This window comes from Arthrobacter sp. M2012083, from assembly GCF_000281065.1.
Taxonomy (GTDB): Bacteria; Actinomycetota; Actinomycetes; order Actinomycetales; family Micrococcaceae; genus Arthrobacter.
Genome location: NZ_AKKK01000011.1, coordinates 62340 through 76925, shown reverse-complemented (window position 1 = coordinate 76925; position 14586 = coordinate 62340). Strand labels below are relative to the sequence as shown.

Genomic DNA, 14586 nt, shown 5'->3' with positions numbered 1-14586 from the left:
CTCTCCAGGGGCCGTTCTATAGCTCTCCTTCGTACCCTCGTAGACTTCAACCACAGGGCGACAGAGCCCGAAAGTAGCCCGCTGTTGCGTCGACCACTTGAATCCGCCCCCCCATCACCGTGCATTTCATCGTGTCTTACGTACATGGCCCAAGCCAGCAATGGCGCAGAGCGTGGCGACAGGCTTTGGCAGCACGGTGATCGACCGGCTTACGGGCGTGCCACGGGTAGCCTCATCGGATGCCAAGGATGCCAAGGATGCCAGTGCCAGAGGTGCAGATACGCTGTGGTCGAGGGGGAGATGGGCCGCTGCGTGAACTCTTTTGCAGCCAACGGTCAATACATAGTGTGAGCACAGACAGCGAGATCATCAGGCGGTCCCGGGACAGCCCCGCGGTTTTCGGGGAACTATACGATCGGCATGCCACGGCCATTTATAGATATGCGGCCAGAAGAGCTGGCGACTTCGCCGCGGAAGATGTCACTGCGGAAACGTTCCTGGTCGCTTGGGAGCATCTGGACAGCTACGACACTAGCCGGGACGATGCTCGGCCATGGCTATTTGGAATAGCTACCAACTTGCTTCGAGAGCATCATCGGGCAGAAGCCAAAGTCCTCAGAACAGCTGCAAAATCGACGTCACGTGAGGCCATAGCCGATGACTCTGACCGAATCGCTGCTGAGGTCGATGCCAAGATCGCCACCGGACAAATTGCGCAAGTCCTCCGGGATATGGCTGCGATCGACAGGGAAACATTGTTGCTCTACGCATGGGCTGACCTGACTTACGAAGGTATAGCCCAGGCAACCGGCGTTCCGGTGGGGACAGTTCGTTCCCGCTTGAACCGTGCGCGGCAAATAATTCGAGCCCAGTTCAACCTTGAAAGACTTACTGAAACGGAGAATCACTATGGACGACCTTGAGCTGCTCCGCGAGATGCGTAGCGATGTCGGCTCAGCGCCGGCAGCCGCCTTGGCCCGAGGCAGGGAGAAAGTCATGGCCAAAGTGCAAGCGTCCGTCGCTTCAGCACCTCAGCGGAAAGCCACCGTTTCGCCTATCCGGTTCCGGCGCCGGGCCCTTTTCGCATCTGCCGCTGCCGCGCTGTTGGTCGGCGGAATCGTCTTGGTCGATGTCATCAGGCCTGGAGGTCCTGGAGCCACAGCTGAGGCGGCCGAGGTGCTGAACAACGCCGCTGCTGCAACCATTCAAACGTCCGACCCTGTGGTGGGACCTGGCCAGTATTTGAAGATCGCAACGAAGACGGTCTCTGGAACGGGCGGGCAGGCTGCCGATCTAAGCCAGGTGAGATGGCAAGAGACCTCGACCAGTCAGATGTATGTGCCAGCCGACAAGTCAGACGTATGGGTCTGGAACCGGGAACCAGGCATGATTCTGGATTCGATGAACGAGGAAGCCAAAGCTCTGCCGGACGAGATCGTCAAGGCTCAGGGAGCCGAGTCGGATGGTCAACCTGAGTTCGTCGGGATTCTGCGCTCCCCGGGAGGTGTCTTCTACGGGAAAGAGCCGACCGTCATCGTCGGCACGCCGCTAAAGGAGGCCGCGAGTCTCCCTAGGGATCCACGGGCTCTCCTGGACTTGATCTACGAACGAACCAAAGGCACCGGGAAGTCCCCCGACAGTGAGGCTTTCACGGCAATCGCGGATGGACTGCAGACAGGAGTCGTTCCGGCGGACTTGCGCGCTGCGCTGTACAAAGCAGCTGCTCTAATCCAGGGCGTTACGGTTACCGACAGGCACGCAATGATCGACGGCCGCACCGGCATCGCCATCGGTATCGCATCATCAGGCGGGGTAACTGGAGCGAACATTGTCATCGATCCCGCTTCGGGTCTGGTTATCGGGGAACAAACCGTGCTCTTCAAGGACTACCCCGGATATCCTGCTGGGACCCTCACGACGTGGACCTCGCTGAGGACCTCCGTAGTGGACGTCGCTCCCTAGGCTCGCGCCAGCTGGCCGCACATCGCAGCGGTCGCCATTGGGGGATGACCGCACCACTTGGAGGGACTGAGGCGAACAGTCCCTTCAGTAGGATCGATGCCCATCTATTGCCACCGGGGACAGGGGCTGCCCGAATATGGTTACTCTGCGAACCACCAACAGAGACCGGCCCTGCGAAAATCCGATAGGAGTAAGCAAACCCTCCATCTCTCCCTGACGCCATTTGACGTTGCCGTTGTAGCAGCAGCCGCGCTATCAGAGTCTCCCGATGCAACTTATCTGAACCAGGCAAACATCAATCAGCCTCCCAAATCTCCGCTGCGAATTGAGAGTGTAAAAATGAGATGTCCTCTTGATAGCGCAAAAGGCGTAAGCAAGAGGACATCTCATTTTGGTTGTACGAGCTAGCAAACGCGCTTAGTCAGCCACCGTCTCCCGAGGATTCCCACTAGTCCCGGATAAGCTCCACACCATCAGCGGCAGTGAGAATAGGCGGGGAAGTGCAAGGGCGCGAAGACATTGGGGTGGATTCCCGTGGGCACGATTTCATCACCGACGCACTCTTTCAGCTGCCTACGCCTGAGATCCGTGCACCCGCGAATGAGGTAGCCCGTGCCCTCAGGCAACGGATGACCTGACGTCCCGAAGCGTTTCCTGCACCCGGACACACCGAGGGCCATGGGTTCATCCAGAAGCCGGGCGGCAGGGGGTATCAGGCCGCGTAACCCAGCCTTCGCAGCCGCCTTCGCGCGGCTTGTTCGCTTGGCCCGTGCGAACCCAGCGCAAACCGGACCATCCCCAGCACAGCCCGGGCAGCGGTGATGACAGGTAGGGGAACCGGACCAATCGCGGCTCGGCGAATACCGAGCATCTCGCGGTACTTGGGTTCAAGGCTGGCGACGGCGGCCGCGAACAGGATGGTGTAGCCGGGCTTGAGGAGCGGGCTCAGTGGGGGATGCCGGATGAAGGACACTGTTTCGGCAAGCCGTTCATCAGCCCGAAGTACCCCCGAGGCGTACCAGGCTTCCAGTTCTTCCCGGACCTGGGCCTCCGTGAGCGGTGGATCCTCAACTCCCATAAGCCGCCCGGCAGCTGCCCACTCGCGAACGTAGGCGTCCGGCCCACCCGGAATGGGTCGGCCCCAGATGCGATTGGCGGTAAGGAAGGAGTCCGCGTAGGTGACGTGGACCCAACGGAGGAGTTCGGGATCATTGGCGGCGTACTCCCGCAGGACACCGCTTCCGTCCACGTAGGTTCCCCGGACGCGCTCGTGGATCTTGCGGACCACGGCAGTTGCCGACGCGGCGGCCTCCGTGGATCCGTAGGTCACCGTGAAAATCCATCGGACCGTGTTCGCCAACCGTCCAAGAGGGTCCTTTTGGAAGCCTGAGTGCTCGTAAACTCCGGCCAGCGCGCCGGGATGCAGGGCCTGCATCAGCAGGACCCGGATCCCGGCCACGATGGTGGCTACATGGCCGTGCACCGCCCAGACCGCCGACCCCGGCAGGTGGTATCCGGCGTCGTTTCCTTCTGCGAGGCGCGGCACCCACTCCGGAGGCGTGCCCGACGTTCCCGTGAAGGTGCGCTGCAGTTCATGCCTGTACTCCGTGAGGTAGTTCCTCATAGATCCCATGAGACCTCGCAATTGCGCCTGTGTACAGGGGAAAAACGCGGGGTTAGGAACGGACGCGGCGCCGCGACGGTGCTGCCGCAACCAGCAAGGCGGCGATGGCGACGGCGGCACTCAGGATGAGGCCCGGACGGTACTGTTCCAGCATGGCTTGGGCGCTTACGGTCCCGGCAGCTTGACCGTGGCCGCTGACCAGCGCTGTGGTGACCGCCAAAACCAGGGCGGCGCCCACTTGGGTGCTTGTCTGGATCAAACCGGCGGCCAGCCCCTGCTCCGAGTCCTTGATCCCGGCAGTCGCCTGGACGTTGATGGACGGGAAAGCCAGCGCGAACCCGATGCCCAGGAGGACCACGGACGGCAGGATGTCCAGCACGTAGTTCGGTGTGGTGCCCACCCGGAGGAACAGGACGTAGCCCAGGCCAAGGGCCGTGAGCCCGGTGAGAATCAGTTGCGTGGCCCCGAACTTTTCAATGAGACGGTCCGCAAACGGCGCACTCGTAGCCACCAACAGACCTGCCGGCAGCAGGGCCAGCGCCATTCCCAGCGGCGTCCAACCCAGCACGGACTGCAGGTACATGGTGACGATGAACTGGAAGCTGAGGTAGGAGCCGAACAATCCCACCGCGCTGAGATTGGCCCTGGCCACCCAGCCCTCCTTGAGGATGCTGAAGCGGATCAGCGGATGCTTGACCTTGTTCTCGATCACGGCAAAGGCTGCCAGCACGGCGATGGAAACTGCGAATCCGGCGATTGTTGCCACAGATCCCCAGCCCTGCTCCGGTGCTGAAACCAAGGTGTACACAAGGCCGAGCATGCCCAGCGCCAGGGTCACGGCACCCCAGATATCGTGCCCGCTGTTCTCCGCAGACGGCTTGTCCTTCGGGATGAACTTCATGCCCAGGAGGACAACCACGACGGCGATGGGCACCGAGACCAGGAACGTCCAACGCCAGCTGAGGCTGGTCATCAGGCCGCCCACCACCAGGCCCAGCGAGAAGCCGCTGGCGCCGAAAGTGGTGAAGATGGACAGCGCCTTGTTGCGCTCGCGGCCTTCGGCGAAGTTGGTGGTGATGATGGAGAACCCTGTGGGTGCGGTGAAGGCAGCGGCAAGTCCCTTGATGAAGCGCGTGGCGATCAGGATGGCGGGATCGTCCACCAGCCCGCCAAGGAGGGACGCCGCGGCGAATACGGTCAGCGCAATGAGGAAGATTCGACGCCGGCCCAACAGATCGGCGAGACGGCCACCGAGGAGCAGGAGGCTTCCGTAGCCCAGGACGTAGGCGGAAACGATCCACTGCAGGGAGTCGGTACCCAGATTGAGTTCCTGTCCGATGGACGGCAAGGCAACGCCGACCATGGAGACGTCCAACCCGTCCAAAGCCAGGACGGTGCACACAACCATGAGCAGCAGCCACTGGGCACGCGTCCAGTGAACGGCTGAAACCAAAGGCGGCTCAGTTGAGGTTTTGAGGGTGGTGGGTGATGTCATGGATGTGAATCTACATGACACGTCATTCAATGACAAGGAATATGATGCAGAATATTATGACGTGGATTCTAACGCCGTCATGAACTAGAATCGGGACATGGCAACGACGCGTGACCGTCAACTGCACGACCGCCAATTGGTGGAACAGTGGCGCAGCATCCAGAACTCCTACTTCCGTACCGCAGGAGCAATTGACCGCGCCCTCGAAGCGAAGTTCGACATTGGCCTCAACGAGTTTGAAATCCTGGACCTCGTTGCCGAAAGCGAAGAGTCTGCGTGCCGGATGAAGGCTTTGGGGGAGCGGACCCCCATGACCCAGAGTGCTGTCTCAAAGGTGGTGGACCGGCTGGAAAAGGCCGGCCTGGTGTCCCGCGAAACCTGCGCAGACGACCGCCGTTCCCTTTTCCTGGAACTGACTGAGGCGGGCCGTGCACTCCACGCCAATGCCGCCGTCGAACACCGTGCCCTGCTGAAGGAAAACCTGGGCTCCTAGCCCCCGAAAACAAAGCTCAAGATTCTTGAGGCAAAACTGAGCCAACCTTTCGGTAGATGGCACCCGGGAAGCCTTTATTTCTCCCAAGATTCCCGCAACAATGGTGCTTGCACGCCAGGCTGGGGTTTGGTGCCGCTGGCTTTGGGGAGTGTTTTGTGGGCAAGCATCATGAATCAGACCGGGCAGTAGATTTGATCCGCGCCGTCGGCTTTCATCGCGTACTCATCGCGGGAAGCCTCGCCGTCCTGGCTTTCTTTGCGTTTGGCTTCCAACCCTTGAATTCCGTCTCCAGCAGCTCCGTTGGCGGAGCGCTGGCGCAGGGGGTGGTGGAACCAACGGCGCTAGGCACCTTGGTGCCGCCGGATGCCGAGACCTTGGTCATCGACTCTATGCCGGAGCCCCCCGAGCAGATCCCCGGCACGCCTATGGTCTACTTCGACCGAGCCCTCGTAAGAACCGTCAGCAAGGACGGTTCCACAGGCCTTACCGTTGCCTCAGCAGGCCTGTCCCGGCCGCCTGCCGGCAGTCTTTATTCACCGCTTGAGGTCCTTAATAAGAGCTCGTCCTACGGCTACCGCTACAGTCCCTTGACGGGCCTGGCAGGAGAGTTCCACTGGGGCCAGGACTACGCAGCCGCCTGCGGTACGCGGGTCTACGCCGCAGACGCCGGCGTGGTGCGGGCTGTGGGATGGCATGTGTGGGGCGGTGGCAACCGGGTTGAAATCGAGCATGGCAACGGCTTGGTCACCACGTACAACCATCTCCAGGCAATCGGCGTCACGCAGGGCCAATCGGTGCGGGTGGGAGAGGTCATCGCAGAGGTTGGGACCACGGGCTGGTCCACAGGATGCCACCTTCACTTCGAGACGATCGTCAACGGTCTCCATACCGACCCCGCGAACTGGACACTGCTGTCCATTCGGCAGACTGATCCGCTGCAGACCATCGCCATGGTGAACTACCAGCCCGGTGTTGGAAACGGCGCTTCGGGAACCCCCCAATGGGCCGTCCCTGTATCGGATGGAACCAACCGGGCTGTCATTGGTGGAGAGCACGAACACGACGAACCGCTTCCTGTTCCACCGCCGGCCCCGTCCGGCACCACTCCTCCCGTCACCACTACGCCGAGCAACCCTGGGGGAACTTACATCACCCCGCCAGCCACCTCGACGCCGGTTCCAAGCACGACGCCGACGCCCTCACCTTCCGTGACGGCCACGCCGACGCCAACGCCGACAACCACTGCTACGCCGACACCCACGCCGACCACCACTGTGACTCCGACGCCGACGCCGACTGGCACCGCCACGCCATCGCCGTCGACAAGTACCCCGGAAACCAGTACCGTCCCGCCGACGCTGACGACGGCCCCGGTGGCACCGACCCTTCAGTCGGCCATTGCCCCGCCGCCGGCAGCTGTTGAACCGGCTCCGGTCGAGCCCGTGGTTGTCGAGCCAGCTCCGCTCGTGCAGGCTCCGGTTGTTCCCGCTCCGGCGCCGGCAGTCGTTGAACCGGCGCCAGTTGCTCCGGCTCCGGCGCCGGCAATTGTGGAACCTGCACCAGTTGCAGTGGCACCAGCGCCCGTTACGCCGGCTCCTGCACCTCCCGTGGCCCCTGCGCCTGCCCCGGTGGCCGTCCTTCCGACGTCGCTCCCGATGGTGGTGCTTCCGCCCGGATACATCCTGATCGCACCGGACCTGGTCCAGCGGCCGGATGGTGTGATCGTGCCGTTGTCCACGCTGATCCTCCCGGCACCCTAAGCCGGATACACGCCCAAGGCACGTGAAACGCCGGATAACCCTGCATTTCGCGGCCCCAAGCCAGCTCCCGTAAGCTCGATGGCGGCAAACCCGCCAGACGACGTCGTCAGGAAGCGAATCCCATGTCCAGCCTTTACAGCATTCCCCTCACCTTCAACGATGGCACCGAAGCCGACTTCGGCCGGTTCGAGGGCAAAGCGGTCCTGGTGGTGAACGTCGCCTCAGAATGCGGCTACACGCGCCAATATGCTGGCTTGGAAGAGCTCTACGGCAAGTATCGCGCGCAAGGCTTGGAAATCCTCGGCGTGCCCTGCAACCAGTTTGGTGGGCAGGAGCCCGGCGCTGACCAGGAAATCGCCGAGTTCTGTGAACGTAACTTCGGTGTGTCCTTCCCGCTGACCAGCAAAGCCAACGTCCTTGGCAAGCAACAGCATCCCCTGTTCGCGGAGCTGGCCCGGGACGAGGACGGGCAGCCGGCCAAGGTGAAATGGAACTTCGAGAAGTTCGTCATAAATCGCGGGGGCGAACTCGTGGCACGGTTCCCATTCGCAGTGGAGCCTGACTCCGAAGACCTTGTAAAAGCAGTGGAAGAAGCACTGGCATAAGGCCACCGATCCCGAAAGGAGAAAGTAATTTTCCAACATTCCGCCGGAAGTTAGCCAGTTGTTGGCTTGTTGTCTGGTTGGATTGGGACTACTGGATTGACACGGGAGGCGCCGTCTCCCACCAAACGCTAAGGCGAAGCTATGGAGCTCATCGAGGCCGAATACCCCAAACCAGGTCATGTGCTTTTGCACCTGAGCGATCTTCACCTGGTGGGTGGTCCGGGCACGCTCCACGGCTCGGTGGACAGTGCAGCCAGGCTCCACGAGATCTGCGAGCAAATCATCGCCTCCAGGATCAGGCCCGAGGCCATCATTTTCACCGGAGACCTCGCCGACAAGGGCGAGTTGGAAGCCTACAAGCAACTCCGCGAGATGATTGAACCCCTGTGCGCGTCACTGGGAGCCAAAGCCATCTGGGCCATGGGCAACCATGACAACCGGGCAAACTTCCGTTCAGCATTCGCCGATGCCTCCGCGGCCAGCAAGCCACAAGACCCTGTGGACCGTAGCTACTTTGTCAACGGACTCCGCATCATCACCCTGGACACTACGGTCCCCGGCCACCACCACGGCGAACTATCAGAATCCCAGCTGGAGTGGCTGGCCTCTGAACTGGCCACGCCGGCCCCGGACGGCACCATCCTTGCCCTGCATCACCCGCCTGTCCCGTGCGTGCAGGACCTGGCCGTGTTGGTGGAGCTGCGCGGCCAAGCCGCACTGGCCGCCGTCGTCCGTAACACAGACGTCCGCACCATCCTGGGTGGCCACCTGCACTACTCCACGACGGCGAGCTTCGCCGGCATCCCGGTATCGGTCGCCTCTGCTACCTGTTACACGCAGGACTTGGCGGTGCGCGCCGGCGGGCAGCGCGGCCGGGACGGAGCCCAGTCCTACAACATGATCCACGTATACGAGCACACGATCGTGCACTCCGTGGTTCCGATGTCCGGTGGCGTCACGGTTGGCGAGCCCTTGGATGCAGCCGAGGTTCAGCGGCGCCTGGCGGCGGCCGGCATCCGCATTCCGCACGAGTCCCGGGTGGGGGCCCACACTTCGCCGGGCACGCACACCTCGTCGCTCCCGCTCGTTTCTCCCGGTGGTGCTGCTTCTCCAGGCGGCCTTATTTCTCCCAGGGTGCCTTGACGGGGAAGTACTTCTCCAGGAAGTCGGTCACCAGGTCGGCTCGTTCATTTGCCTCGACTTCAGGGAAGCTGCCGTCGTTCAGGCAGAAGAAGTCCATGTGGCGCTTGGCCAGGAGCTTTGGCAGGTAGTGCAGTCCGGCCCACATGGTGGAGTCCACATACCTGACTTTGGCGCTGGTCTGCGTGACCGCGCGACCGGTAAGCAGGGCGTAGTAGTGGTAGAACGAGTTGGTCACCGAGATGTTGTCCGCGGCACGGAAACGACTGCCGGCAGTCTTTGCGAACTCGGCCGGGAATTCCTTCTCCATTTGCGCCACCACGCTGCGGCGCAGCGGGGCGGCCGTGTGCTCAAGGTGACGGGTGGTGATCCGGCCGAAGCGCTCCCACAGCAGCTTGCGGTTCACACGGGCTGCGTTCTCAAAACCGCTGCGTTCGGCGTCATTCTCGCCCAACCCAATGCGGGTGTCAGCTTCGATGAACTTGGTAATGCCACCGGGCGTGAAGAACATGTCAGGGCCCACAGGGCGGCCAAAGAACATGTCGTCATTGGAGTACAGGAAGTGCTCTGAAAGGCCCTTGATGTGGTGCAACTGGCACTCCACGGCCTGCGAATTGTGGGTGGGCAGCACGGAGGGGTCGGCAAAGAACTCCTCGCTGCGGACAATGGTCACCGACGGGTGGTCGGCCAGCCATTCCGGTGCGGGGGAGTCCGTGGCGATGAAGATCCGCCGGATCCAGGGAGCGAACATGTGCACCGAGCGCAGCGCGTACTTCAGCTCGTTGATCTGCCGGAAGCGTGCCTCATGGTCGTCGCCCTCGCCGAGGACAGCCTCGGCCTGCTGGGCGCGCCTCCTGGCGATGTATTCGGGGTCGCTGCCATCCACCCACGAGAAGACGATGTCGATATCGAAGTCGATGTCGCTGGCATGGTCAGCGAACATGTTCTCGATGGTGGGCCAGGAGAGGCCATGCCGCTGGACTGTGCCGCGCACCGCGTCTTGCCGCAGCATGGTGCGGCGGGTCAGGGAGTTCTCCACGGGGAGTTCCAAATGATCGCCCTCGAACCGCCACAGCTCAAGCTGCACGCCCAAGGCCGGGCCGTACCAGAGGCCGCCGCCGATCTCGACGCGCGGCCGGTACAAGCGGAAGATGCGGGCTTTTCGGTTAGCCGTGAGATCGCCGTCCGCCACCAACATGGAGGTTTTCTTCTTGGCGTCCACGGTCATGGAATAGAAAGGCTCATTCCGGAAGGCCGTGACCAGTGCCTCGCGAACCTCCTTGCGTGACTCCCAGTCAACGGCGATAACGGGCCGCTCATCATTGCCGCGCACCAGGATGAAATCGATACCAGCAGCGTCCAAAGCGGCCCTGACAGCCAGAAGATCGGACACCATGGCCTGTTGCGGAGTCAGGTCGCCGTTGACCAGGGCGTACCGCCCACGGTGACGGACGACGTCGGACCTGTGCCTAAGATGCGCGACGACGGCAGGCGAGATCGCCTCAGCAATCGTGTCCTCTTCGATGGACGGGCTGCCGTGGTAAATCGGATCGACCTGTGCTTGTGTGATGGCTGTATCTCCGGAATCGTTGCGGTGCAGGGTGCTTTAAGACTGTAAAACTATGATGCGCTGGTACTTAGATCGAAAGGGCTTCGCGCCAGCTGCGAAGGAAAGCGCCGCCGGCGTCGTCGTGGATCACGTCATCCGCCAGTTCAAGGTCGGCTGCCGTCAAAATGGTGTAGGGCTTCACCGGTACGCCGTCTGCGGGCCGGACGTCCACGTGCTTCACATCGTGATCGTTGTGGTGAAGCCAGTCTGCCATGGCGTAGTCCGTGCGTGAATCACCCACCGTCCGCCAGGAGAGCGGAGTGATGCCTTGGGCTGCAAGGAGTTCCACTGCGCGACTGGCTCCGAGGTCCTTGCCCAACCGGACCGATTCGATGTCCGTGGAGATGATGGTGGGGTCCAATCGATAATCCGCGGTGTCATCGGACCCGGGTGCGTGGTGGTCCAGAATGGCCGCGTTGAGGCCGTGGCGTCCCATGATGTCCAGGGCATCGGCGTCGAAGAGTTTCTGCTCGGCCAAGTAGTCCTCGCTGGCCACATCCAGGTGCTGCTCCACGGAAACCATGGCGCGCTTGGTCTCATCGAAGAACATGTGCGTCGAATAGTCTTCAGCAACAAGCCTGCGGATATCGTCGCCGTAGGCCTTGGGAACTGCGAGTTCGTGGTCCACGTGGATGGGGCCAGGGCCTTCGGCTGTGTAGCTGAACCACACGGCGCCCTTCTCGCAAATAGCGTGGATGACAGTGTCCGCCGGCATGCCCGCGGCAATCATTGGTTCCATGACTTGCTCGCTGATGAAGGCGTCAGAGCGGCCCGTGTTGAAGATGACGGGGATCCCGGCCGAAGCCAGGGCAACCATGTCCGCGATGATGTCCGGTTTGACGTCGCGCGTTACGGGACTGGCGATAGGGCCATCGACATCCAGCAGCAGCGCCAAAGCGGGCGTGGCGCGGGCAGCGGTCCGGTCAGTACCTTGGAACGGTTGAGTCATGACCCCATTCTGTCAGTCCGGGCGGTTCCCAACACAGCTATGACGTCTGTGACACCCAAACGCACGTTAGTCACCTTTTGGCTACAACGTGCCTGTGCTGCCGGTCACAAGTTCCGTTAGCGCGGCTTCTTCCATAGGCTTGCAGAGTGATCTTCAAAGCTGTGGGCGAGGGACGCCCGTACCCTGACCATGGATACTCTGCGCCGCGGGACTGGGCTGCCCTGCCCCCGCGTCCTATCCGCCTCGATGAACTCGTTACCACCAAACGGACCCTGGACCTGGAGGCACTGTTGGCTGAGGACTCAACCTTCTTCGGTGATTTGTTCCCGCACGTCGTCCAGTATCAAGGCGTTATGTACCTCGAGGACGGGCTTCACAGGGCCGTCCGCACGGCACTCCACCAGCGGACGGCCATTCACGCACGTGTATTGGTGATCGATGGCTAGCAAGCGCAGGCGTCCCAAAGATGTGACGCAGCTCCACGGCCATCATGTAGTGACGGGCCCGGAGCTTCGGGCAACCTTTGCCGAGGACGCCCAGGCGCACAAGGGCCGCTTCCGGCGGCGGCTGTTCCACGGAATAGTCCTGGTACTGCTGGTTGGCGTCATAGCGGCCGGAGCCGTGGGTGCCTGGGCGATCATGAACGGGGTAGTCAAAGTTCCAAGCTCGATTGCCAGCAAAGCGCCCACCAGCCTCTGCCCCGCCACCACGTTCGACTACGTCCCGAACGAGACCGTCACCCTCAACGTTTTTAATGCCACCTCGCGCGCCGGGCTGGCCGGTACGGTTGCTGATCAGTTCACGGCGCGTGGCTACAAGGTGGCTTCCGTGGACAACAGCGACACCGCTTACTCAGGCATTGGCGTGGTGGTCTCCGGGGTCAAGGGCCAAGCCGCGGCGTTCAACGTCCAGCGAAACCTTGCCGGAACGGACTACTTCGAAGACAACCGTGAGGACGAGTCCGTGGATGTCATCCTGACGCCCGGTTTCGAAGGCTTGGTGGAACCCCAGTTGGTGGACCAGACCCCGGGCACGCTGCAGTGCCCGCGTGAGGACCTGCGCATTGCGGACAACTCCAAGTGGCCGATCATTCCCACGCTACCCGCGGATCAGTAGCTAGCTGGCGAGGACGTCGTGGGCCGGCGATTCCAGGCGCATCGGCTTGCCGGCTTCGTCGAAGCGGGCTCCCGCGCCCAGTTGGATGAACCGCACCGTTTGCGCCGTGTGAACTTGGAGGGCTGAGTGAAGTTCGGAGGCGCTGTGAAGCTCGACGTCGTCGGAGGCCGGCGGCGGGGGAGTCTCGCCGTCGGGCGTTCGGTTGCGTCGTGCGGCGCTGGCGGAAAGCGTTCCGTGAATGAGCCGCGCCAACTGGGCGACGTCGGTGTCCGGAAGGTAGCCCTGCTCCACGCCGTCCTGGAGGATGTCCTGAAGCAGGACGTTCAGGTCGCCCACATGGTCGGCGAGCTTGGCGAAGGAACCTGGGGAGAGGACGGCGGCCATGGCCGGTCCTGGCGGCAAGTGGCGGCGGCTGAGATCCTCCACCTGGGCCCGGACATAGAGGGCAAGCCTGTCAACGGGGTTTTCCAGGGCAGCCAATGAATCGCGGAGGTCCACGATGAAACGCTCTGTCTCGTCCAAGGCGTACGCGATGAGCAGTTGCTCCATATCCGCGTAATAGTTGTAGACCGCGGTACGTCCCACGCCGGCGTGCCGGGCGACATCCGTCATGGTGAGTCCCGGGAGGCCATGGGTGAAGAGGAGCTCTCCAAAAGCGGTCAAAATCCGACGTTGGGTCTCGGCGCGTTGGGCAGCATTCGTGGCGGCCGTGATCCTTGGCATATAGACACTTTACAGTGATCTGTCACTAAGAGGTGCGAGTTTCTGCAGGTGCCCGGGCTGTGGTTTTGCGGAGGACCAAATGCGGCGTTCGGACCACGCTGCCCGGCAGCTTTTCCCCTTCGATTCGGTCCACGGCACGGCCAACGGCGGCGGCGGCAAGGAGCGGAGCGTCCTGGCTGACGGAGGATAATTGGACGAAGCTGAGCTTGGCGAAGTGGCTGTCGTCATAGCCGAGTACCGATACATCTGCGGGAATGCTGATTCCGGCGGCCCTGAAGCTTTCCATGATGCCGAGGGCCGACCTGTCGTTGAAGGCGATAACAGCCGTGGGCAGATTCGCCTGAAGAATCCGCCCTGCTCCCATGCCGTCCTCTTCTCCAGGACCACCAGGAACAACCACAGCTTGGAGCCCGTGCCGGATCATTTCCGAGCGGTAGGTCTCCCGGCGCCTGTCCGACGAGACGGCAGCGCCGCCGTCGACGTGGACGATCCGGCGATGACCGAGACCCACCAGGTGGTCAACGGCTATCGCGATGCCTGCGTCATCGTCACTGCTGACTGAATCCACGAGGTCTCCCACGTTGTCGCGAAGGAGGCTCACCACCGGCACCTGGCGGGCGTGCAGTGCGAGGTCATCCACGCTGAGGGTGGGGGCAATGATGATCAATGCCTCGGCGCCGACATCCAACAAGGTTTCTATGGCGCGGGCCTCGGGCCTGCCGTTCGCTACCGCGCTCAGGGCTATTTCATAGCCCCTGGCGGAGGCTTCAGCGTACGCCGCATCCACTATTTCCGCGTGAAAGGGGTGTGAGGTGGAAAAGATGAGACCCAGGAGCTTGGTCCTGCTGCTCCGCAGTAGCCTTGCCCGGGAGTCTGCCCTATATCCGAGTTGGCGGGCGGCCTCCAAAACTCTTTGCCGCGTTGATTCCGCGGCGCCCGGTGCACCCCGCATAACGATGGAAACCAAGGCGCGGGAGACGCCGGCGGCCTCGGCTACGTCCATCAAGGTGGGGCGGCGCTGCAATTCCGTCATATTTCCTCCTGGGTCCAAACAGTCTATAGAACGATCTAGACGCAGCCCGAACGACATGTCAGGATAGTGCGACTAGA

At 62.2% G+C, this 14586-nt stretch carries 14 protein-coding genes; 8 read left to right on the top strand and 6 right to left on the bottom strand.

The window, feature by feature from the left end; all coding sequences use genetic code 11:
- Positions 1–347 precede the first annotated feature (347 nt).
- On the top strand, positions 348–923 hold the full coding sequence (locus A477_RS0107225) for an RNA polymerase sigma factor (protein ID WP_044568479.1): 576 nt from the start codon (positions 348–350) through the stop codon (positions 921–923).
- Entirely contained in the window at positions 910–1962 is a 1053-nt protein-coding gene (locus A477_RS22755) for a CU044_5270 family protein (protein WP_017198348.1), read from the top strand. The genes A477_RS0107225 and A477_RS22755 overlap by 14 nt, the downstream gene beginning before the upstream one ends.
- Before the next feature lie 712 nt (positions 1963–2674).
- Here the strand turns inward: A477_RS22755 and A477_RS0107215 are convergent.
- Positions 2675–3595 (bottom strand): oxygenase MpaB family protein, encoded by a 921-nt coding sequence (locus tag A477_RS0107215; RefSeq protein WP_017198347.1) that lies wholly within the window; start codon positions 3593–3595, stop codon positions 2675–2677.
- 43 nt (positions 3596–3638) lie between these two features.
- On the bottom strand, positions 3639–5081 hold the full coding sequence (locus A477_RS0107210) for an MFS transporter (protein WP_017198346.1): 1443 nt from the start codon (positions 5079–5081) through the stop codon (positions 3639–3641).
- A gap of 97 nt (positions 5082–5178) precedes the next feature.
- On the opposite strand from A477_RS0107210, the gene A477_RS0107205 reads away from it, so the two are divergent.
- The 4 genes from A477_RS0107205 to A477_RS0107190 all read left to right on the top strand — a co-directional run bounded on the left by A477_RS0107205 (position 5179) and on the right by A477_RS0107190 (position 9082).
- Entirely contained in the window at positions 5179–5574 is a 396-nt protein-coding gene (locus tag A477_RS0107205; RefSeq protein ID WP_011773425.1) for a MarR family winged helix-turn-helix transcriptional regulator, read from the top strand.
- Positions 5575–5729: 155 nt separating this feature from the next.
- Positions 5730–7334 (top strand): M23 family metallopeptidase, encoded by a 1605-nt coding sequence (locus A477_RS23850; RefSeq protein WP_017198345.1) that lies wholly within the window; start codon positions 5730–5732, stop codon positions 7332–7334.
- Between the two features lie 122 nt (positions 7335–7456).
- Complete coding sequence (locus A477_RS0107195; RefSeq protein WP_017198344.1) at positions 7457–7939, top strand: glutathione peroxidase; 483 nt, start codon at positions 7457–7459, stop codon at positions 7937–7939.
- 141 nt (positions 7940–8080) lie between these two features.
- On the top strand, positions 8081–9082 hold the full coding sequence (locus tag A477_RS0107190; RefSeq protein ID WP_017198343.1) for a phosphodiesterase: 1002 nt from the start codon (positions 8081–8083) through the stop codon (positions 9080–9082).
- On the opposite strand, the gene A477_RS0107185 is transcribed toward A477_RS0107190, so the two are convergent.
- Positions 9060–10649: a stealth family protein gene (locus tag A477_RS0107185; protein WP_502685502.1), complete on the bottom strand. Its 1590-nt coding sequence runs from the start codon at positions 10647–10649 to the stop codon at positions 9060–9062. The genes A477_RS0107190 and A477_RS0107185 overlap by 23 nt on opposite strands.
- Before the next feature lie 67 nt (positions 10650–10716).
- Positions 10717–11637: a Cof-type HAD-IIB family hydrolase gene (locus A477_RS0107180; protein WP_017198341.1), complete on the bottom strand. Its 921-nt coding sequence runs from the start codon at positions 11635–11637 to the stop codon at positions 10717–10719.
- A gap of 146 nt (positions 11638–11783) precedes the next feature.
- Between A477_RS0107180 and A477_RS0107175 the strand changes: the two genes are divergently transcribed.
- Complete coding sequence (locus A477_RS0107175; RefSeq protein ID WP_011773432.1) at positions 11784–12083, top strand: type II toxin-antitoxin system VapB family antitoxin; 300 nt, start codon at positions 11784–11786, stop codon at positions 12081–12083.
- Between the two features lie 22 nt (positions 12084–12105).
- Positions 12106–12753 carry a LytR C-terminal domain-containing protein gene (locus A477_RS0107170; protein WP_026005419.1) on the top strand — a complete coding sequence of 216 codons (648 nt, stop codon included), beginning with the start codon at positions 12106–12108 and terminating at the stop codon, positions 12751–12753.
- On the opposite strand, the gene A477_RS0107165 is transcribed toward A477_RS0107170, so the two are convergent.
- Both A477_RS0107165 and A477_RS0107160 read right to left on the bottom strand, forming a co-directional pair.
- On the bottom strand, positions 12754–13476 hold the full coding sequence (locus A477_RS0107165; protein WP_017198339.1) for a TetR/AcrR family transcriptional regulator: 723 nt from the start codon (positions 13474–13476) through the stop codon (positions 12754–12756). It abuts the gene before it with no gap.
- 25 nt (positions 13477–13501) lie between these two features.
- A complete protein-coding gene (locus tag A477_RS0107160; RefSeq protein ID WP_017198338.1) occupies positions 13502–14509 on the bottom strand; it encodes a LacI family DNA-binding transcriptional regulator in 1008 nt (335 codons plus the stop codon).
- Between the last annotated feature and the right edge of the window lie 77 nt (positions 14510–14586).